Source organism: Pseudoalteromonas sp. ABV4_021 (assembly GCF_056159365.1).
Genome location: NZ_JBSWVB010000001.1, coordinates 1,635,489 through 1,656,188, shown reverse-complemented (window position 1 = coordinate 1,656,188; position 20,700 = coordinate 1,635,489). Strand labels below are relative to the sequence as shown.

At 40.2% G+C, this 20,700-nt stretch carries 16 protein-coding genes and 1 pseudogene; 15 read left to right on the top strand and 2 right to left on the bottom strand.

The genetic code is table 11. The features are described 5' to 3' along the window. Window positions 1-53 precede the first annotated feature (53 nt). Window positions 54-1,280 carry a nucleoside recognition domain-containing protein gene (locus ACXAFE_RS07795; RefSeq protein WP_475150991.1) on the top strand — a complete coding sequence of 409 codons (1,227 nt, stop codon included), beginning with the start codon at window positions 54-56 and terminating at the stop codon, window positions 1,278-1,280. Window positions 1,281-1,299: 19 nt separating this feature from the next. Here the strand turns inward: ACXAFE_RS07795 and ACXAFE_RS07790 are convergent. Beyond that, a pseudogene (locus tag ACXAFE_RS07790) lies at window positions 1,300-2,267 on the bottom strand (integron integrase). 247 nt (window positions 2,268-2,514) lie between these two features. Between ACXAFE_RS07790 and ACXAFE_RS07785 the strand changes: the two are divergent. The 14 genes from ACXAFE_RS07785 to ACXAFE_RS07720 all read left to right on the top strand — a co-directional run bounded on the left by ACXAFE_RS07785 (window position 2,515) and on the right by ACXAFE_RS07720 (window position 19,322). Beyond that, on the top strand, window positions 2,515-3,969 hold the full coding sequence (locus ACXAFE_RS07785) for a protein kinase domain-containing protein (protein WP_475150987.1): 1,455 nt from the start codon (window positions 2,515-2,517) through the stop codon (window positions 3,967-3,969). Window positions 3,970-4,098: 129 nt separating this feature from the next. Next, on the top strand, window positions 4,099-5,556 hold the full coding sequence (locus tag ACXAFE_RS07780; RefSeq protein WP_475150985.1) for a hypothetical protein: 1,458 nt from the start codon (window positions 4,099-4,101) through the stop codon (window positions 5,554-5,556). 78 nt (window positions 5,557-5,634) lie between these two features. Next, window positions 5,635-6,027, top strand: coding sequence for a hypothetical protein (locus ACXAFE_RS07775; RefSeq protein ID WP_395388866.1), 393 nt, complete (start codon window positions 5,635-5,637; stop codon window positions 6,025-6,027). A 203-nt stretch (window positions 6,028-6,230) separates the two neighbouring features. Next, on the top strand, window positions 6,231-6,689 hold the full coding sequence (locus ACXAFE_RS07770) for a hypothetical protein (RefSeq protein ID WP_475150982.1): 459 nt from the start codon (window positions 6,231-6,233) through the stop codon (window positions 6,687-6,689). Window positions 6,690-6,909: 220 nt separating this feature from the next. Then, window positions 6,910-8,298 (top strand): serine hydrolase domain-containing protein, encoded by a 1,389-nt coding sequence (locus ACXAFE_RS07765; RefSeq protein ID WP_475150980.1) that lies wholly within the window; start codon window positions 6,910-6,912, stop codon window positions 8,296-8,298. A 364-nt stretch (window positions 8,299-8,662) separates the two neighbouring features. After that, the gene (locus ACXAFE_RS07760) at window positions 8,663-9,316 is read left to right on the top strand and encodes a GntR family transcriptional regulator (RefSeq protein ID WP_010559977.1); all 654 of its coding nucleotides are present in this window, start codon (window positions 8,663-8,665) and stop codon (window positions 9,314-9,316) included. Between the two features lie 86 nt (window positions 9,317-9,402). Further along, complete coding sequence (gene prpB / locus ACXAFE_RS07755; RefSeq protein WP_010559978.1) at window positions 9,403-10,275, top strand: methylisocitrate lyase; 873 nt, start codon at window positions 9,403-9,405, stop codon at window positions 10,273-10,275. Between the two features lie 11 nt (window positions 10,276-10,286). Continuing rightward, window positions 10,287-11,411 (top strand): bifunctional 2-methylcitrate synthase/citrate synthase, encoded by a 1,125-nt coding sequence (gene prpC, locus ACXAFE_RS07750; RefSeq protein ID WP_475150977.1) that lies wholly within the window; start codon window positions 10,287-10,289, stop codon window positions 11,409-11,411. Window positions 11,412-11,475: 64 nt separating this feature from the next. Next, a complete protein-coding gene (gene acnD, locus ACXAFE_RS07745) occupies window positions 11,476-14,070 on the top strand; it encodes a Fe/S-dependent 2-methylisocitrate dehydratase AcnD (RefSeq protein WP_475150975.1) in 2,595 nt (864 codons plus the stop codon). Window positions 14,071-14,088: 18 nt separating this feature from the next. Continuing rightward, window positions 14,089-15,252, top strand: a complete 1,164-nt coding sequence (gene prpF / locus ACXAFE_RS07740; protein ID WP_475150973.1) for a 2-methylaconitate cis-trans isomerase PrpF — start codon at window positions 14,089-14,091, stop codon at window positions 15,250-15,252. A gap of 276 nt (window positions 15,253-15,528) precedes the next feature. Continuing rightward, window positions 15,529-16,320: a putative porin gene (locus ACXAFE_RS07735; protein ID WP_475150971.1), complete on the top strand. Its 792-nt coding sequence runs from the start codon at window positions 15,529-15,531 to the stop codon at window positions 16,318-16,320. Between the two features lie 148 nt (window positions 16,321-16,468). Then, complete coding sequence (locus ACXAFE_RS07730) at window positions 16,469-16,846, top strand: Crp/Fnr family transcriptional regulator (protein ID WP_475150969.1); 378 nt, start codon at window positions 16,469-16,471, stop codon at window positions 16,844-16,846. A gap of 77 nt (window positions 16,847-16,923) precedes the next feature. Next, window positions 16,924-18,849, top strand: a complete 1,926-nt coding sequence (locus ACXAFE_RS07725) for a CHASE2 domain-containing protein (RefSeq protein WP_475150964.1) — start codon at window positions 16,924-16,926, stop codon at window positions 18,847-18,849. A gap of 206 nt (window positions 18,850-19,055) precedes the next feature. After that, window positions 19,056-19,322 carry a DUF1272 domain-containing protein gene (locus ACXAFE_RS07720; protein ID WP_237131927.1) on the top strand — a complete coding sequence of 89 codons (267 nt, stop codon included), beginning with the start codon at window positions 19,056-19,058 and terminating at the stop codon, window positions 19,320-19,322. On the opposite strand, the gene ACXAFE_RS07715 is transcribed toward ACXAFE_RS07720, so the two are convergent. Next, window positions 19,319-20,617, bottom strand: coding sequence for an anti-phage deoxyguanosine triphosphatase (locus ACXAFE_RS07715; protein ID WP_475150958.1), 1,299 nt, complete (start codon window positions 20,615-20,617; stop codon window positions 19,319-19,321). The two genes, ACXAFE_RS07720 and ACXAFE_RS07715, sit on opposite strands and share 4 nt — an antisense overlap. Between the last annotated feature and the right edge of the window lie 83 nt (window positions 20,618-20,700).

Below are 20,700 nucleotides of genomic sequence, written 5' to 3'. Positions count from 1 at the left end.
AATACAGGAAATGTGGCACACTAAGCAGCATTGAAAATAATAATAATCTGATTATGCTTAATAAAATTTGGCTTTCATTTTTCATTATCGCGTTTGTGTCTGCATTGGCTACTTGGATAGGCGGTGACGGCTTAGTATTTGAAAGGTTGGTACAAGCCGTATTTAGTATGGCCAAAGTATCCGTTGAAATTGCTATAGGCCTAATTGGTGCGCTGTGCTTTTGGTTAGGGGTAATGAAAATTGCCGAGCGCGGCGGCATGGTTGATGTACTTGCCAAAGGCTTATCGCCACTCTTTACCCGCTTAATGCCTGGCGTACCAAAAGGCCATCCGGCGTTTGGTTCAATTACCATGAATTTAAGCGCTAATTTACTTGGCCTTGATAACGCCGCAACGCCAATGGGCATTAAAGCCATGCATGATCTGCAATCTCTTAACAAAACACCCGATACCGCAACCAATGCGCAAATTCTGTTTTTAGTATTAAACACCAGCTCAGTAACCTTATTTCCAATTGCGGTATTTGTTTATCGCGCGCAGCAAGGCGCTGCTAGCCCAACCGATGTGTTTATTCCCATTTTATTGGCAACTTTTGCTTCAACCTTTGTTGGTTTATTGGTTACCTGCGCTATTCAGCGAATTAAACTGTTTAATACTGTTGTGCTGTTATACCTTGGTGGGTTAGTCGCCATTGTTATGGCACTCATTTTGTATTTTATGAACTTGAGTACAGAACTGATGCAAACCCATTCGGCGATTTTCAGTAACTTTTTAATATTCGCCTTTATTATTCTGTGCTTATGTTGGGCAAGCATTAAAAAAATTGACGTGTACGACAGCTTTATTACTGGTGCCAAACAAGGGTTCGAGTTATCCGTTTCGTTAATTCCATATTTATTAGCCATGTTATGTGCCATTGGGGTGTTTAGAGCGAGTGGGGCGCTTGATTATGTATTGGACTGGCTGCGTAGCTTGGTTATTACCCTTGGCGGTGATACACAATTTGTTGATGCCATGCCAACCGCTTTTATGAAACCACTCTCAGGCTCTGGCGCACGGGCAATGATGTTAGAAACCATGAATACCCATGGTGCAGACTCATTTGCAGGGCGTTTAGCTTCTACTATTCAAGGTTCTACCGAAACTACTTTTTATGTTTTAGCTGTGTATTTTGGTGCAGTTGGCATAAAACATACCCGCCATGCGGTGGGTTGTGGCTTAGCTGCTGATTTTGCCGGTATTCTAACTGCCATTGGTGTGTGCTACTGGTTTTTTGGTTAGATGTTATAAAATTAAACGTTTACAAATGCGACAAGGGACTAATTACTCCGTTCGCTCCTTGTTGCAAAACATGCGTATAAATTTGCGTAGTTTTAACATCGCTATGACCTAATTGTGCTTGAACAGTACGAATATCTGCACCACTTTGCAGTAGGTGAGTCGCGAAGGAGTGCCTGAGTGTATGTGGAGTAATCGGTTTATTCAGGTTTGCGGCTTGTGCTGCACTTTTGATGGCCTTTCTAACACCTGTTTGATGGAAGTGGTGACCGCGTATTTCGCCTGTTTCAAGATCAGCGCTTAGTTTATGAGAAGGAAAAAGATATTGCCAAAGCAATGATTTATTTGCGTTTGGATATTTTCTAGCAAGAGCATTAGACATCCAGACTCCTGCGTATTGTGCATTTTGCAAATCAATCTTTAGATATTCATCAACTTGTATGATTTGATTTGTTAGCATGGGTATCAGCTCAACAGCAAGGTGACGACTCGATGCTTTGTTCCTTTACCGTTCCATATACGAACACATTTATAGTCGAAATCAATGTCTTGAACTCTCAATTGCACCGCTTCCATAACACGTAAACCACTGCCGTACATTAACCCAGCAATTAAATAGTAACGTTTTTTAAGGCAAGCCATTAAACGCCTTATTTCGTCTGGCGTCATGACAATAGGAAGCTTTGCTTGCCTTTTACTACGCACAAACGAAAGATTGCAAGACAACTCATTTCCAATAATATGTTTGTAGAGAAAAGCTAATGAATTTAGTGCAGTTGCTTGTGTTCGCGGAGATACATTTCCTTTGAGTACAATATAATCTAGATATTCGATTACTTCGTTATCTCCCATTGATGCAGGGTGGCGTTTATTATGGAAATGTATAAAGGAAGCAATCCATTTTAGATAAGTATCGACAGTTCTGATTGAATATTGGCGAGTTAACATAAATTCAGCAATATAGTTTAAAAACGGAGAGCGTGTTTTCATCATCCTATTCAATTTACACTGTTTATTTATACAGTGTTGCATGATTTCTTCTATATTCAAGAAAACGACCCAATGGGTCGTTTTTAAAATTCATAAAAAATGTAGCAGCAAAAAAATATGATATATAGCAACCAATTACGATTTATGTTAAAAGTGGTTTAATAAGATAAAAGACCCAATGTTCGGTAGAAAAACGACCCATTGGGTCGATATTAAATTGTTAGGCAGTAAGGGAGTATGCCAATCCATGGTGACGAAACTGAAATTCAAGAAAAATCGAAATGTAGGGGCTTGGAAGCTCATTGAAAAACTTGGTGCAGGTGGTAATGGTGACGTATGGAAGGTAAAAAATAAAGATGGTGAGTTTTTTGCTTTAAAAGCTTTAAAAAATATTGATGATGTAACATTTAAGAGGTTTTCGATTGAAGAGGCCGTTCTCAGAAAGGTTAAAATTGAAGGTGTTATAAAGATATTAGATTCATTTATACCAGAAAGTAAGGCAGGAGGAACCCCTTGGTTTGTCATGCCTTTAGCAGAGCCTTTTGATAAATATATAGAAGATAAAACACCGCTTAATATTGCCAATGACTTCGTCAAATTGGCGAGAAGTTTAAACGAACTGCATGATTTAGATATAGCACATAGAGACATTAAGCCAGAAAACTTACTTTTTCTAAACGAAAGGCTAGTATTTACTGATTTTGGTTTAGTCAAATACCCCAAAAGAGAATCAATTACACCTAAAAAAAGGGATGTAGGTGCAAAATTTACAATGGCACCAGAAATGAGACGCTATGCTTATGAAGCTGATGGTAAAAGTGCTGATGTATATTCTTTTGCTAAAACACTATGGATAGCTCTTTCTGGTGAAGAAAGAGGCTTTGATGGTCAGTACATCGCAAATAGTATTCTAGGCCTAAAGCACTATCATAGTGAATTATATTTAACTTCTTTAGATCAACTTCTTACTGAAGCAACAGACAATAATCCTGAAGATCGCCCATCTATTTCTACCTTTATTACAGAACTAGAAAAGTGGATAGCGCTAAACAAAGACTTTGAAGAGCGCAACCTAAAAGAATGGTTTGAACTTCAAGAAAAGCTTTTCCCGCTAGGTACGCCAGAGCGAACAACTTGGACAGACACAAATTCTATTGTTCAAGTTATAAATGAATTGTCTAAAGCAAGATCTCTCAACCATATGTTTTATCCAAATGGTGGTGGCCATACAATTATTGGTGCATCTCTCGCTAAAGAAGAAGGATTCATAGCTCTTCATGTTAGTGAAAAAATGGTTGAACTTATAAACCCTAAAAAATTGACTTATGAATCATTTGGTGTCGATCCTTCATGGGATTACTTTAGATTAGAGTCTAATGAAATAGATCCGACAGGGATTCCGAATACTCTCGGCTATAAAGGCATTTCTGAAGAATTAACTGAAGTTTACCCTGGGGTTTATAGTGACTACACAAGCTGGGAGTACCATGAATTCGAAGGAAATCCGTTACCGGATAGTGCTCGTCGCGCACAAAGGTTTCTAAATGGATCTTTTGTCTTTTTCTGTACATCTTCAATATATAACCGTTTAACTGGAAAATATGATGCATATAATGCTGGACATAATTCAATATCAGAGGACGAGTTTAGAGCTTTTATAAAGCAGGGGGCTGAATATATTGCTTCCCAAAAAACTGCCTAACAAGTCATTTCAGCAGGACAAAAAACAGCTGGTTTTTGCTCGTGCCTCGCTAATTTTAACCAGCTATTTTATTGCCTCTGAATGAGGCGTTAGGCACACTTGAAGATTTAATCTATTTAGGTTTTAAGAATGGAATCAGAAGATAGTATTTTTAAAAAAATAGAAAATAGCCGAGAAGAGTTTGGCGTGCTCTTGAGAGCTGCGATGAAAGACGGCCTAACCGAAGTAGCCGATGCAGTAGCTTCTAAAAAATATATTGGCACGTATTATGAGTGGCCTTCAATATCATTAAGAAAAAACGGTCTTCCTAACTTATCTTCTTCGAGTTTTCAGGGCGCGAAAGAGTATAGAAATTGCTTTGGGACCAAAGAGGGTGAAATTAACGAATCAGATATAGCATCATTTGGCAAGTTTTTAGAATTTGTGACATCAAATGAAGATCTTGAAAGTCGATTCATAATGGAACAATGGAAAGAAATAAAGGATGATAAATTCCCAGATGTTAGAACTATATTTATTCACTCTATTGTAAAAGATGCCGTTGAACGATATATACATTTGAATGACAGCTTTGAGTACGATGAAGATAAGGCCAAAGATGTAATTTGTGATATACAAAATTTTATATATCTAGATACGTTACCAATTGATATCGTTATACCAATTCTTTTTGTTAACTTTGAGTTTGATTCATATGCCTTATCCGATGTGATTGAGGTTAGGCGATTGACACAGCAAGAGCATCTAGCTCGATATAATATAAAGTCCTATAATGTTAGCGTTCATGACTCGGTACTTTCTTCAGCAACGCATGCGTTAGTCTTAAAAGGCTGGGAGGTAAAGAACAGTCCATGTTCGATGGATTTTAATTCTTTATATAATATAAGAGCATATCCAATTGAACGAATTAACAAGTTCTTTGCTTCGATTCGCCTAGTTAAAGACATAAGCACAGGATACGCTCAAGTTTTTTCTCTGGCTAAATCTTGGATTAGTCATTGTAAAGCTGACCTACCTCATATTGTTGGAACTACTACGCGTTCTTACCCGGCAATTTTCGAAGACTATTACTGGAACACTGAATCTGTACCATTAGTTGCGAATAATGAAATGGATATCATTAGTAAAATATTTGGTTTGCTATCAGACTCTGAGGAAAACTCAATTGATTTATCAGTTAAACGGTTAAATCAGTGTCTTGTACGAGATAGTGAGGAGGATTCTGTACTTGATGCAACTATCGCACTAGAAGCTTTACTTTCGGATGATGGCAATCAAGAAATGACTCATAAATTGGCGATGAGGGTGGGAGCTCTGGTAAATCTGGATAGCAGTTTCAATAAGACACCACAGCAAGCTTTCAAAGATATTAAAAGTATATATGCATATCGTTCGGCAATTGTGCATGGAAGCAAAAAACTGGACAAAAAGCGAGTTATCAAGCTTGAAGGTAATAAAGAGACTACAACTCATACCCTTGCGGTAGATTACCTCCGCTTTGTTCTAAAAGTCTTATTAGAAAATCCTAAATATCGCGATCCGAAGCTAGTTGATTCAGAGCTTTTGCTCGGTGGAACAAATGCCTAACAAGCGCATGTTGTCGGACTGGCTTTCCGCTGCGCTCCAAACAAGCCGCAAATGCGGGCGTTGGTACAAGGAGTCCCTGTGAGTATTAAACATATCTTTTTAATCTTTGTAGCCTTTACTTGCTCAGCCTGTACAACGTCAGGACAACTTTATTATGTTGATACTAAGGGTAATAAAAAACTTGGTTGTGATGTTGAGTTTATTGGAATGCCAAGTGTAGATAAATTTGCGGTTGAGTATGCTTTAAGCCTTTGTGCCAAAAGTATTGTAAAAAAAGGTGGCGTTGTTCAAGAACAAGATATATATCTTCTAAAGGTTGATACCGCTATCCCTGCGGCACCTTGTGGTAAAGCTTGGAATCATGATTTAGCTAAGCAACAGTTTCAGTCTAAAGAATTATCTAAAAAAGAGTATGGTTATATTGTTGCCAATATTGATTTAGAGTTAGCAGAAATCAACAAATGCACATAACAAGCCAATTAGATTGATATTCATATCGCACGCTTAAACTCATTAAGCACAATATTTTCGCATCTTTTTTTAACTTCAATTTTCACATTTATTACGGGCTGCAGATTACTTTTAATAACAAAGCGTATTAGCTAACCTGTTGTTTAATAATACGCGATATGTTGAGATGTATTGGTATTTAGATAAATGTTGCTGGAGAGTTTATGAGTAATGACCTGTTTCAAAAAGTCCGTTTTGTAATTGCTAAAATCTTTGTGTTTATATTTTTAGGCATGGCGTTAGCCTTGTTGTACTCACTTGGTAAATCGACATTAAGCGGCATTTTGGCAGGTGAAGACGTTACCCAAATCTTCTTAAACGGCATTAATACAGGCATTATTGCATTGGCAGTGTTTGAGCTAGCGTTAGTGATCCATAAAGAATACTCGGTGGCTGAAGAAAGCAACAACGCTATTGAAAGTTTGCGTGGTACAATTCCGCGCTTTATTGGTACAGTGAGTATCGCGCTGTCATTAGAGGGGCTGATTATGGTTATTAAATATAGCCAGCTTGAACTAGCTGGTAACTTATATTATCCCGTAGCCATTATTATTAGCACTGCGTTTTTACTTGCATCACTCGGTGTGTTTTTATATTTAACGCGTAGTACAACAAATAACTAAACGTAGCAATTTGTAATAGCCCAAGCATTTAAATGCTTGTTGCAACAAGTCTATTACTTAGCGATTGAAAATCGTCGATGTTGGCTTTCAAGTTTTAGCGTAAAAAGCAGCGTGCTCTAATAACCCATTAATATTTATATACAATTTCGATTTGCTGAGTGTAATTAAGCAATAGATACTAAACCCCATCTAACGCTATGCAAAAACAGGGAACTTAATTGTGTTAACAGCAAAAATCGCGTCTGCGACCATAGGGCTTGCCTTATCTTTTAGCCTTTGTGCTAAACCACAGCCCACAACACAAACAACAAAAAGCGCTATCGAAAGCGTAATTAACAGTTACGTTTCATATGGTGCATTCGAAGGTGTGTTACTGGTTTCTCAATCGGGCGAAAAAATATTTGAGCAGGCATACGGCTTTGCCAATTATGACAATCGTACACCACTTAGCGTAAACAGTTCGTTTCAAATTGCATCGCTTAGTAAACCCATTACAGCCACGTTAGTGCTTAAACTTAAAGAGCAAGGCAAACTTACGCTTGAAAGTACATTGGCCGACTATTTTACTGAATTTGATAATGATATTGGGCGACAAATCACTTTACACCATTTGTTGAACCACACATCGGGTATACCTAATCATTTTACGCTGAATAACTGGTTTAATCGTGACTTTCACAAAGTAACCACTGAGCAGGCATTTGTTGATGTTATAGCAAATATGCCGTTAAGCGCTGAGCCTGGTGAAGAGCACAATTATTCAAACCCTGCGTATTTTCTGTTAGGTAAAATCATTGAAAAAGTCACAGGGCAATCATTTGCACAGAGTCTAAAAACCAACATTTTAGCACCATTGAATATGACGCATTCTGGTGTTGCCCCTGGTAATACACAAAGTGATCGCGTGATTAAAGCGCACCAATGGCAAGATGCTGGTGGCTATAAACGTGAACCAGACAACAACTACAAATTATTTGGTGCAGGTGCCGCCATTTATAGTAGCGCCGATGATTTATATCGATTTGATTTAGCGCTTTATGGCACAGAACTCATTAATGAACAAAGCAAGCGCCAATTGTTTAACCCTGATTTACCTTACAGCTGGCGAGTAGGCAAATTGCCAATTACAGACTCACATAATGTGAATGTCCATATGTATGATGGCAAAATAAAAGGCTACAGCAGCATGGTGCTGCGTCTTATAGATGATAAACACAGCGTTATTCTACTTAGCAATAATGGTATGAGTTATCAGTTGAAACGCCAACTAGTAGGGGATATTGCCAAGGTGCTTTATGGCGAGCAGGCACCTAATCGTGAAAATGACGTTGCGCTTGCATTAACCAAAGCGATTACCACTGGCACCTTTGAAAAGCTATTAACCGATATTAAAGCCAACAAATACACATTAGATGAAGGCATGATGACATCGTTTGCCTATGAGTTACTTTGGTCAAACCTAGCAAGTAAATCGTTACAATTATTTGCTGTGATCGGTAACCAATTTAAACAATCGGAAGATGCGAAACATCATTTTGCTAAGGCGTGTAATCACAGATTAGTTAAGAACTTAGAAGAACGTAATGCGATTTGTGGCACCACGCTTTAAAGGCCTTTAATAGTTAAATGGCGTTATGTGAACGAAGTTAGAAGTAGGCAGTGGGTTTAGCGATGGCCCACATTTTTTGGCGTTTAACGTGAACAACTAGGGGCTCTTGAATCAAGCGGTTTAATGAAATGAATCAGCATTAAGGTTTGAGTGCATATTCATAGTTTAATGGTTGTTATAGTGTTTACATTAGTTGTGGATCGCACACCAAGTTGTTTCTACTTACTCTTTAGTGTCGACAATTCATCCCTCTTTAGTCTAATTGGACAAAATAAATCACTAAAATTGTCGACAATCTGTTGATCTCTTGAGCTAACACTCCTATATTAACCCTAGTTATTGTCGACAATAGTTAGGTTTTAAATTGGAAAATGAAGTAAAAACAGCGTCTGATAAGGTTTTTGTCGACATTCGCCAAGCCATTGTGGAAGGCGAAATAGCCCAAGGTTCGAAAATCTCTGAGCCAGAACTCTCCAAGAAACATCAAGTTAGCCGCGCAACCCTGCGTGAGGCACTTAACCGTTTAGAAAGTTGTCATTTAATTGAGCGTAAAGCTAATGTGGGCTGCCGTGTAATTTCGCTCACCCCAGAAAAGTTAGATGAAATTTATCAAGTGCGCAGTGCCCTTGAGGGGCTGGCGTGCCGTTTAGCAGCAACCAATATGACAGATGATGAAATCAATCAGGTAAAAGCCTTACTTGATGATCATTTGTCGACACAACGGGTGCGCCAAGGGGAGTCTTACTACCAAGAAGAAGGTGATTTAGATTTTCACTACCGCATTATTAAAGGCAGCAAAAACAGCCATTTAATAAATCTATTGTGCAACGAATTATACCAATTAGTGCGTATGTACCGAGTGCAAATGGGCATGAATGGCCCACGTGTTAGTAAAGCATTTGATGAGCATTTGGCTATTATTAATGCCATTGCAGCGCGCGATGGCGAATTAGCCGAATTATTAATGAAAAGACATATCGCGGCATCAGGTAACAATATTGAACGTAAGTTTCAGTAATGTGTGATGCCAATAAAAGTGTAAACAAATTTAGTTAGCGTAACGCTAGCGTACAAATATAAAAATACCGTTCAAAGGAGACATACATGTCAGCAGGTTTGAAGTTTCGCCAAGCATTAGCAGAGAACCAACCGCTTCAAGTGGTCGGCACTATCAATGCTTATACTGCAATGATGGCAGAGAAGGTAGGGCATAAAGCCATTTACTTATCAGGGGCAGGGGTTGCCAACGCCAGTTACGGTTTACCCGATTTAGGCATGACAAGTTTAGATAATGTGCTTGAAGATATTCGCCGTATTACCAGTGCATCTGATTTACCACTACTCGTCGATGCCGATACAGGCTGGGGTGGTGCATTTAATATTGCCCGTACAGTAAAAGAAATGACAAAAGCAGGTGCAGCGGGTTTTCATATTGAAGATCAAGTCGCGCAAAAGCGTTGTGGCCACCGTCCAAATAAAGAAATTGTAAGTCAGCAAGAAATGGTTGACCGCATTAAAGCGGCGGTTGATGCAAAAACTGATGAGCACTTTTACATTATGGCGCGTACCGATGCGTTTCAAAAAGAAGGGTTAAATGCCGCAATCGACCGTGCAGCTGCATGTATTGAAGCAGGTGCTGATGCAATTTTTGCAGAAGCAGTACACGACCTAGCAGACTATAAAGCATTTAGCGACGCGTTAAATGTGCCTATTCTTGCCAATATTACTGAATTTGGCCAAACACCGATTTATTCAAAAACCCAATTAGAAGAAGTGGGTGTAGGCATGGTGCTTTACCCGCTAAGTGCGTTTAGAGCAATGAATAAAGCAGCGCTTAATGTATATAACACAATTTTAAGTGAAGGCTCGCAAGCAAACGCAATTGATTCAATGCAAACTCGCGCCGAGTTGTATGACTTTTTAGATTACCACTCGTTTGAAAACACACTTGATAAACTTTTTCAGAATAATAAATAAGGGGCAGGAAAATGGTAGATAAAGCATTAGGCGGAGCAGGATTACGTGGTCAAGTTGCTGGTGAAACAGCGTTATGTACAGTTGGTAAATCAGGCAGTGGTTTAACGTATTGTGGTTATGATATTTCAGAGCTTGCGGATAAAGTTGAATTTGAAGAAGTATCGTACCTTTTAAGCCGTGGCGAATTACCAAATCAAGCACAACTTGATGAGTACAAGGCGAAACTAAAAACACTGCGTGGTTTGCCAGCCGCACTAAAAAGTGTTTTAGAGTCTATTCCTAAAACAGCGCACCCAATGGATGTAATGCGTACAGGTTGTTCAATGTTGGGTAACCTTGAAATGGAAACTGACTTTAACGATGTGAACGACCATATCGACCGTATGGTCGCAGTATTCCCAAGTATTATTTGCTATTGGTATCGCTTCTCGAACGATGGTGTACGTGTTGATGTTGAAACGAATGATGATTCAATTGGTGCGCATTTCTTACATTTATTACACGACAAAGCGCCTAGCGAGCTATTTGCTAAGGTAATGAATGTATCGTTAATTTTATATGCAGAGCATGAATTTAACGCATCGACGTTCACAGCGCGCGTATGTGCATCAACACTGTCTGATATTCATTCGTGTGTAACGGGTGCAATTGGTTCACTTCGTGGTCCACTTCATGGTGGTGCAAATGAAGCTGCTATGGAAATGATTGAAAACTTCACAAGCGCAGACCAAGCAGAAGATGCACTAATGGGCATGCTTGAGCGTAAAGAGAAAATCATGGGCTTTGGTCACGCAATTTATCGCGAGTCAGACCCGCGTAATGTGATCATCAAAAAGTGGTCTGAATTACTTGCAAAAGAAGTAGGCGATGAGGTGCTTTACCCAGTATCTGTTCGCTGTGAAGAAGTTATGTGGCGTGAGAAAAAGCTATTTTGTAATGCGGATTTCTTCCATGCATCAGCGTACCACTTTATGGGTATTCCAACAGCGCTATTTACGCCAATCTTTGTAATGAGCCGTGTTACAGGTTGGACAGCACATGTAAAAGAGCAACGTGCTAATAACCGTATTATTCGCCCAAGTGCTGATTACACAGGCCCTGAAGCACGGGAAGTGCCACCTATTTCAGCGCGTTAATCTCTAAGCATTATATCAAGGCATGCATAGCATGCCTTTACTCCGAGTTTGTTGTGGAGCCCATATGAATACCCAATACCGTCAAAAGCTAGGCAATACAGGCCTAGACTATTTTAATGTTGAAGCTGCGGTGAATGCCATTTCACCGGGTAGTTATCAACAATTACCTTATACCTCAAAAGTGCTTGCCGAGAATTTAGTTCGCCGCTGCGAGCCTGCAAAACTTACTGATTCGTTAAAACAACTTATTGAGCGCAAGCGCGATCTTGATTTTCCGTGGTTTCCAGCACGTGTGGTGTGTCACGATATTTTAGGCCAAACCGCACTGGTTGATTTAGCGGGCCTTCGTGATGCTATCGCAGAGCAAGGCGGCGACCCATCACTAGTTAACCCTGTTGTGCCAACACAGCTGATTGTTGACCACTCCCTTGCTGTAGAGCACGGTGGTTACGATAAAGACGCGTTTGAAAAAAACCGTGCAATTGAAGATCGCCGTAATGAAGACCGCTTCCATTTTATTAATTGGACGAAAACGGCATTTAAAAATATTGATGTTATCCCACCAGGTAACGGTATTTTGCACCAAATCAACCTTGAGAAAATGTCACCTGTTGTACAAGCGCGCGATGGCGTTGCCTTTCCAGATACTCTGGTGGGCACTGACAGCCATACACCGCATGTTGATGCATTAGGCGTTATTGCTATAGGTGTCGGTGGCCTTGAAGCGGAAAGTGTGATGTTAGGCCGTGCCTCGTATATGCGTTTACCAGACATTGTCGGTGTTGAAATTGTCGGTGAGCGTAAGCCAGGTATTACCGCAACCGATATTGTGTTAGCAATTACCGAGTTTTTACGTAACGAAAAAGTGGTGTCTACTTACCTTGAATTCTTCGGTGAAGGTACGCAGCATTTAAATTTAGGTGATCGTGCAACCATTTCGAATATGACGCCAGAATACGGCGCAACAGCGGCCATGTTCTACATTGATGAAAAGACCATTGATTACTTAAAGCTAACAGGCCGTGAAGACAGTCAAATTAAGCTAGTAGAAGAATACGCAAAAACCACAGGCCTTTGGGCATCGGAAATGACTGAGGCTAAATACGAGCGTGTATTAACCTTTGATTTGAGTGCAGTTGGCCGAAATATCGCAGGGCCTTCTAACCCGCATCGCCGTGTAGCAACCAATGAACTTAAAAACACCGATTTATTAGGTGATTATTCGCATACAGATACACAAATGCCAGATGGTGCGGTAATTGTGGCAGCTATCACTAGCTGCACCAATACATCAAACCCGCGCAATATGATTGCCGCAGGTTTAATTGCGCGCAATGCCAATAAACTCGGCTTAACCCGTAAACCTTGGGTTAAATCTTCGCTTGCGCCGGGTTCTAAAGTGGTTAAAAGCTATTTAGAAGAAGCAAACTTATTACCAGAGCTTGAAAACTTAGGGTTTGGCGTCGTGGGTTTTGCCTGTACATCGTGTAATGGTATGAGTGGCGCACTCGACCCTGTTATTCAACAAGAAATTATTGAGCGCGATTTATACACGACTGCGGTACTTTCAGGTAACCGTAACTTTGACGGCCGCATTCATCCTCATGCTAACCAAGCATTTTTAGCATCGCCACCACTGGTTATTGCTTATGCAATCGCAGGGAGTATTCGTTTTGATATTGAAAACGATGTATTGGGTGTATCAAGTGAAGGTAAAGAAATTCGCTTAAATGATATTTGGCCAAGCGATGAAGAAATTGATGCGGTAATTGCACAAAGCGTGAAGCCAGAGCAATTTAATGCGGTGTATACGCCAATGTTCGACTTAACCGTGGATTATGGTGAAGACAATAACCCGTTATACGATTGGCGCGAAATGAGTACGTATATTCGTCGTCCGCCATATTGGGAAGGTGCACTTGCTAAACCGCGTACTATGACGGGCATGCGTCCACTTGCTGTACTTGGCGATAACATTACGACGGATCACTTATCACCGTCAAATGCGATTCAAGCAAGCAGTGCAGCAGGTGAATACCTAGCCAAAATGGGCTTACCAGAAGAAGACTTTAACTCATATGCAACGCACCGTGGCGATCACTTAACGGCACAGCGTGCAACCTTTGCTAACCCTAAACTGTTTAATGAAATGGTATTAGAGAATGGTGAAGTGAAACAAGGTTCACTTGCGCGTATTGAGCCAGAAGGCAAAGTGACCCGTATGTGGGAAGCAATTGAAACCTATATGGAACGTAAACAGCCGCTAATTATTATTGCCGGTGCTGATTACGGCCAAGGTTCATCTCGTGACTGGGCTGCAAAAGGTGTGCGTCTTGCTGGGGTTGAAGCCATTGTGGCTGAAGGCTTTGAGCGTATTCACCGCACTAACCTAATTGGTATGGGTGTGTTGCCGCTGGAATTAAAAGAAGGGACTACCCGTAAAACCCTTGAGATTGATGGTACAGAAACCTTTGATGTCATTGGCGAGCCATCACCAAGCTGTGATTTAACCCTGATTATTAATCGTGTAAATGGTGAAGTGGTTGAAGTGCCGGTAACGTGTCGTTTAGATACTGCGGAAGAAGTCTCTATTTACAGTGCGGGTGGTGTATTGCAACGCTTTGCACAAGACTTTTTAGCGGAGACAGCAGCGAGTTAATCGCTGCTATATCTCACTATGACAACAAAATATAAAGTTCCTGCAACCTATATGCGTGGCGGCACCAGTAAAGGGGTGTTTTTTAAGCTCAGTGATTTACCGCTTGAAGCGCAAGTGCCTGGCGAATTTCGCGATAAACTACTAATGCGTGTAATTGGCAGCCCCGATCCTTACGAAAAGCAAATTGATGGTATGGGTGGTGCCACATCAAGTACCAGTAAAACCGTGATTGTTGCGAAAAGCGATAAAGAAAATCACGATGTGGATTACTTATTTGGTCAAGTCGCAATAGATAAACCAAGCGTTGATTGGAGTGGTAATTGCGGTAACCTAACGGCAGCTGTGGGTGCATTTGCGATTAATAATGGGTTAGTGGATGCGTCACGTATTCCTCAAAACGGCGATGTTGAAGTACGCATTTGGCAAAAAAACATCGAAAAAACGCTGGTGGTACAAGTACCGATTAAAGACGGCGAAGTTAACGAATTTGGCGACTTCAAACTCGACGGCGTGGCGTTTGCTAGTAGCGAAATTAAAGTGCAATTTCTAGCGCCATCTCCGCAGGGTGAAAACATGTTCCCAACCGGGAATTTGGTCGATACTCTAACGATTGACGGATTAGGCGATATTCCAGCAACCATGATTAACGCCGGTATTCCAACTATTTTTGTTAATAGTAGCGATATTAATTACACCGGTGTGGAGCTACAAGAAGACATCAATAGCGACAGCGATAAGTTAGCATTTTTTGAAAAGCTACGTGTCGCAGGGGCGCTTAAAATGGGGCTAATTAGTGATCCAAGTGAGGCGAAAACCCGCCAGCACACACCTAAAATTGCCTTTGTATCGCCTTCGCAAGATTACATCAGTTCAAGCGGCGATATGGTAAATAGTGCTGACATTGATTTAAATGTGCGCGCACTTTCTATGGGTAAACTGCATCATGCGATGATGGGGACCGCGGCTGTTGCCATTGCGTGTGCTGCAGTGACGAATGGTACGTTAGTAAACTTAGCCGCTGGTGGCGGTGACATTTCAGATGTGAATTTTGGTCATCCATCAGGCACCATGAAAGTCGGCGCAAAAACAGTTGAAACTGATTCTGATTGGCAAGCCGAGTTTGCCAGTATGAGCCGTAGTGCACGCGTAATAATGGAAGGCGTGTTACACGTACCTTTGTAAATGCACTGTAAATCATTAATTTTAAAGGGAGCTGTGGCTTCCTTTTTTCGTTCTATAAGCGGGTGTTTTGTCTTAAAGTCGTGTAAGAGATCTCTACAGTGCGAGATAATTAATAAACGCCATTGTAAATCCGGTGTTAAATCTGATTAAAAAGCATTAAGTCTATGAATAGAAAAGGATATTATTGATTTAATGTAAATGGCGCTGTAGTTGTACGTGATTCAATGCTTTCTATAATACCCACTGTCGAGAAAATCACTACACAAGGAAAGTAGCATGAAAAAAACACTATTAGCGAGTTTAGTTACGCTTTCATCATTTGCAGCCTGTGCAAATGAATACCAGTCAATTTCAAACGCGTCATATACAGATATTGAAGACAGTGAAATAGTAAGCATTGATTCTGTATATTATTTTGATGCGCGTAAAGCACTGGGCCCATACAACGAATTTTCTTACATTAATACCAAATCTAACATTGGCGCGTTTTATAGCGATAATGAGTATGTGGATAGTATTGGCGCACGCGGTGAATATTTCTTCAACAATTTTGTAGCGGGTGCTAATTACAGCCGCACAGATTCAGATTGGAGCGATGTTGATTCTTATGAAGCGTCATTTGGTTATTTATTTACACCTGATTTAATTGCACGTATTCATTATCGTGATACGGATGTTTCAGGTTCTGATGGCAGCTTTTATGCAACGGCACAATATAATTTAAGCTTAAACACAACGGATTATGTTGGCTTTACGGCATCAGTAGATGAGGAATTTGATTATTTAAGCCTAGATACCAAATACTATGCAGAGCTTGGCCAAGGCCGTTACGTAACCGTAAACCTTGATATTGATGCAGGTGATTTCGATCATTGGTTATTAGGTTCAAACTATTATTTTAATGAAGGTTTATCAGTATTTGCATCAGTTAATAAATCAGATGATATTCAAATTGGTGGACGTTATTACTTTAATACCAACTGGGCTTTATCGGGTAGCTACGGTACAAACCTTGATAACGATTTAGATTACGATATGTATCAAATCAACCTAACAGCACAGTTCTAAAAGAACCGCTTGTTGTAATCTTATTAAAGGGAAGCATTGGCTTCCTTTTTTAATGTGAAAAAGATTTTAGTTAGTCATTAAGTCGTAGACAGCACCTTGTTTAATCGCGATAATTTAGCCTAAAGTCAATTTACAAGTAAGGAATACTATGACCCGCGAATTAACCCTATTAGAAGGTCAAACCTTGTTTCAACAAGGCGACAAGGCAGAGTGTATGTATGTGATCCGCTCAGGTAAAATTAAGTTGGTCAAATCGAAAATGGGGCAATCCGTGGTATTAGGTTACTTTGGCGAGGGTGAGTTTTTAGGTGAGATGGCGATTATCACAAACTCATTGCGTAGTTGTTGCGCCATTGCAACGGAAGATACCGTATTACAAGTATACGAGCGCGAACGCTTTGAAGAAATGTTAGCGAATAACGCGGGTATTGCCGCACGCATAATCGAGGGCTTGGCGGTACGGTTAGAAAAAACCACAGAACGTTTAATGGAGCCTGTCACCTTGTTAGAAGCGGAAGGTGAATAAACGTTCAGTAAAGTCAAACTTTGCTTACAAAAGGCTAACACAACGCGTGACCCCATATTTCAAGGTTAATTACTTGTATGTTTAATCAGGTTGGCAAAAAGTGGTTGTTGTATAGCCTGTTATCGTCGTTAATAAGTGTTTGTTGTGTGTACGTTTTGTCACAAAGTGATGCTTGGCAGCAACTCGAAAATACGGCATTTGATGCACAATCCAGTATTATCCCCGCCAAAGTCAGTAAAACTGACATTGTAATTGTCGCAATCGACGAGCAAAGTTTTGCCCACTATCAAACTAGTTGGCCTTGGCCTGCAGGTTTTTACACTAATTTACTAGAACGGTTAAATCAGGCAGGCGCAAAAGCGGTTGTATTAAATCTACCTATAGATGCTTTACCTAATGCAAATGAGAAAGAAGCTAATAGTTTTTCAAGCAGTATAACAGCGAGCAACTTGCCCGTTTATCTTGCAAAGCGTCAAGGTAGGCAGGACGATTCTTTATTGAATTATTATCGAGATGCGGGTGCAAAAATTAAGTCTTTTGAATTGTCATCTGATCTTGATGGTGTGGTAAGACGTTTACCGCATGGTAGCAACAGTATAAGTTATGAATTTAGCGCACAAAACCCCACAGATAATACCCGAATTCGCTTCATTGGCGATACAAACAGCTTTGTAACAATGCCTTTCGTCAATGCTGCAAATGCAAATCTGTTACCCGATCATATTTTCAAAGACAAAATTGTATTAGTAGGCATCGATATCCTTGCCAATACGCGTTTTGGTGATACGGCCATTGGCCGTTATCGAACGCCGTTTTCCTGGTTATCTGGCAATACAATGTCGGGTGTTGAGGTGCATGCTAACGCGATTGTTAATGTACAAAGCGGGTTAAGCATTTCAACGTTAACTGTATTGCAAACCGCATTTTTCGCTTTGTTGGTTGCATTGTTTGCAAGTTATCTATTTACTGCAGCGTCGTTGAAAAAATCACTACTAGGTTTGGCTAAGTTACTTAGTTTCATTGTGATTATTTCACTTTTTGCGTTTTATCATAGTGTTTCGCTTCCGGTAGTAAGTTTGTGTGCGATAGCAATCAGTAGTTATTTCTTTTACTTTGTCCTTGGCTTTCGAAAACAGCAAAGACAGCAGCAGTTTATTACCACTGCGTTTTCACGCTATGTATCCACTCAGGTATTGCATGAGCTTAAAGACAACCCTACAAAGTTAGAGCTTGGGGGCGAGCGTAAATTTTTAGCGATTTTATTTGCTGATTTAGCTGGGTTTACCAAGCTTGCAGAGCAAACTCAGGCTGAACAAGTTGCGGATATTTTGCATCAGGTGCTGACAGCGCACAGTCGCATTATCGTAAAACACGCAGGCACCCTTGATAAATATTTAGGCGATGCGGTAATGGCATTTTGGGGTGCACCAGTAGCCTGTGAAAACTCGATTGAAAAAGCGGTTGCAGCGGCAATTGAAATGAATGCAACTTGTGTAAAACTCAGTGAAGAATTAAAGCGCCAGGGGTTGCCTGAACTAAAACTGCGTATAGGTATAAATTATGGCGAAGTTATCGTTGGCCATCTTGGCTCAGATATTTTATTTGATTACACCTGCATTGGCGATGCGGTAAACCAAGCGGCGCGCCTAGAAAGCGCCAATAGATTGTACGGCAGTGATTTATTGATTGGACAAGCTGTTTATGAACAACTAAACGACAAATCCCATTTTACCTTAATTGACAAAGTGGTATTAAAAGGTAAGTCGCAGGCCATAAATATCTATTGTTATTTTGAAAGCCCAATGCACCAACAGACCTTAGCACTGGCATTTTCAGCGTATTGCGATAGGGATTGGCAAAAAGCGCACACTAATTATCAATCACTTTATTCTGAACCAGAGTTAATGGTTTTGTGTAAATTGTTTCTTGAGCGCATCGAAGAATATAAACGCCAAGCACTCCCAGCATCGTGGGGTGGTGAGTCATATTTAGATAATAAATGACAGGCTATAATGCATTTATGCTAGCACACTTGAGTACGAGGAAAGATTAGTGCGCTTCGTCACATTTATGGATTAATAAACATGGCGCTAGTGTGACAATTAAAATGCACTAATTAGCACTTTTTACTGGTTTTATTAATTGTTCATTAAATAAGCTTGTCAAACAGATTTGCTTTCTTTATGTTCAAACAAAAAGGAGGATCGTAATGTCAAATATGGCAGAACACGCATTGTTCCATTGTCAAAAAAGCGAACAAGCACAAAGTGAAACGGAAGTGAGTTGCTTTGAGTGCACTAATTGTTTTCATCTTAGTAGCGAATGTTTAATTGATGTATGTCCCCATTGTGGCGAAGCATTAAAAGAACGTAGTTTACGACCCAGTGAATTACTTGAAACACAAGAAAGTCACTGTAGCCGTAATGTAACTAAAGACGATGGTACGGTTTTTCGCGATGACTCAAAAATAGCTTAATACTCAGTAGTAAATAAGCGGCCGTGCACCTTTATAGCGTATTCATCGGTCATTGATGAAATATAATCGCAAAGTTGACGGTAGCCGGTTTCACCGTTTTCAAGTGCTGTTTGGTATATTGTTTGGCGCGTGTGAGGTAACAACCTCAGCGGATCGCTGGCAAACGCGGCAAATAAATCGGAAATAATTTTTTGTCCTTTAAATTCAATTTGCTGCATTTCTGGGTGGCGAATTACGTTACGAAACACAAATTGTTTTAACCCTTCAAGTAAAATAAATAACTCTTTGTCTAAATATACCGAGTGGTCAAGCAACGGGCTGTCAAATACGCCAAGCTTTTTCACTTTAGCCTGTGTAATAAATAAATTAACTAGTTCGCCAATGACTTCTTTTAAATCGGCTTCATCGCGTGAGAATAGTTGGGCAGAAATTCGTGGTAAATTGGTTTTAAGCCAACCGTCTTCTAACTCACTCAAATGATTTGCGACAAATTCATGCCATTGATGCTGACTTACCATGCCCGTGGCAATCGCATCTTCTAAATCATGCACGCCGTACGCAATATCATCGGCTAATTCCATAATCGCGCAGTCGAGCGATTTATATTGGGTGCGAGCAATGCCATTCGCGTTTTCGGCAAATGACGTAAAGGTAGTTTTGTCTGTATCTGAAAGCGGTGCTAATACCCAATCAAACACAGCACTTTCTTCGCAATAAAGCCCTTTTGCGGGAAGCCAACGAGTAGAGTTGATAAATTTATCTGTGCCAACATCATGTGGAATTTTCCACAACGATTTGATCAGCTGTGGGTATTTTATAAAACCTAATAAAGTGCGGCGTGTTAGATTCATGCCGTAGCCTTTACTGTAAGGTTCTAGTTTTGCCACAATTCTAAGAGTTTGGGCGTTGCCCTCAAAACCACCATGCTCACGCATCATGTAATTAAGCGCCGTTTCACCGCCGTGACCAAAAGGCGGGTGACCAATGTCGTGTGCTAGTGATAACGTTTCGATAAGACTGCGACAAGGTAAACATGCTGAAAATGATGCATTGCTTGGATTTGCTCTTAGTTGACCTAAAATACCACTGGCAATTTGTGCTACTTCGAGTGAATGGGTTAATCGGGTGCGATAAAAGTCATTTACGCCAATGCCCATAATTTGGGTTTTTGCTTGTAAACGCCTAAAAGCGGCTGCGTGAATAATGCGAGAGCGGTCTTTCTGATACGGGGAACGTTTATCATCTGGACGATGTTTGTTTTCTTGATAACGTCTAGCCAGCCATTCTTCAGTCATAAATCCGGTTTAATCTACTTATATCATAGTGTTATTTTAGACATAAATTGCAACAACTTAAAACACTATTAAGGTATAAGCTG

Excerpts from the sequence above, each read along its gene's own strand:
- ACXAFE_RS07730 (WP_475150969.1), top strand. The coding sequence starts at position 16,469 with ATGACCCGCGAATTAACCCTATTAGAAGGTCAAACCTTGTTTCAACAA.
- ACXAFE_RS07770 (WP_475150982.1), top strand. The coding sequence starts at position 6,231 with ATGAGTAATGACCTGTTTCAAAAAGTCCGTTTTGTAATTGCTAAAATC.
- ACXAFE_RS07715 (WP_475150958.1), bottom strand. The coding sequence starts at position 20,617 with ATGACTGAAGAATGGCTGGCTAGACGTTATCAAGAAAACAAACATCGT.
- ACXAFE_RS07795 (WP_475150991.1), top strand. The coding sequence starts at position 54 with ATGCTTAATAAAATTTGGCTTTCATTTTTCATTATCGCGTTTGTGTCT.
- prpC (WP_475150977.1), top strand. The coding sequence starts at position 10,287 with ATGGTAGATAAAGCATTAGGCGGAGCAGGATTACGTGGTCAAGTTGCT.
- acnD (WP_475150975.1), top strand. The coding sequence starts at position 11,476 with ATGAATACCCAATACCGTCAAAAGCTAGGCAATACAGGCCTAGACTAT.
- ACXAFE_RS07780 (WP_475150985.1), top strand. The coding sequence starts at position 4,099 with ATGGAATCAGAAGATAGTATTTTTAAAAAAATAGAAAATAGCCGAGAA.
- ACXAFE_RS07785 (WP_475150987.1), top strand. The coding sequence starts at position 2,515 with ATGGTGACGAAACTGAAATTCAAGAAAAATCGAAATGTAGGGGCTTGG.
- ACXAFE_RS07725 (WP_475150964.1), top strand. The coding sequence starts at position 16,924 with ATGTTTAATCAGGTTGGCAAAAAGTGGTTGTTGTATAGCCTGTTATCG.
- prpB (WP_010559978.1), top strand. The coding sequence starts at position 9,403 with ATGTCAGCAGGTTTGAAGTTTCGCCAAGCATTAGCAGAGAACCAACCG.
- ACXAFE_RS07735 (WP_475150971.1), top strand. The coding sequence starts at position 15,529 with ATGAAAAAAACACTATTAGCGAGTTTAGTTACGCTTTCATCATTTGCA.
- prpF (WP_475150973.1), top strand. The coding sequence starts at position 14,089 with ATGACAACAAAATATAAAGTTCCTGCAACCTATATGCGTGGCGGCACC.
- ACXAFE_RS07720 (WP_237131927.1), top strand. The coding sequence starts at position 19,056 with ATGTCAAATATGGCAGAACACGCATTGTTCCATTGTCAAAAAAGCGAA.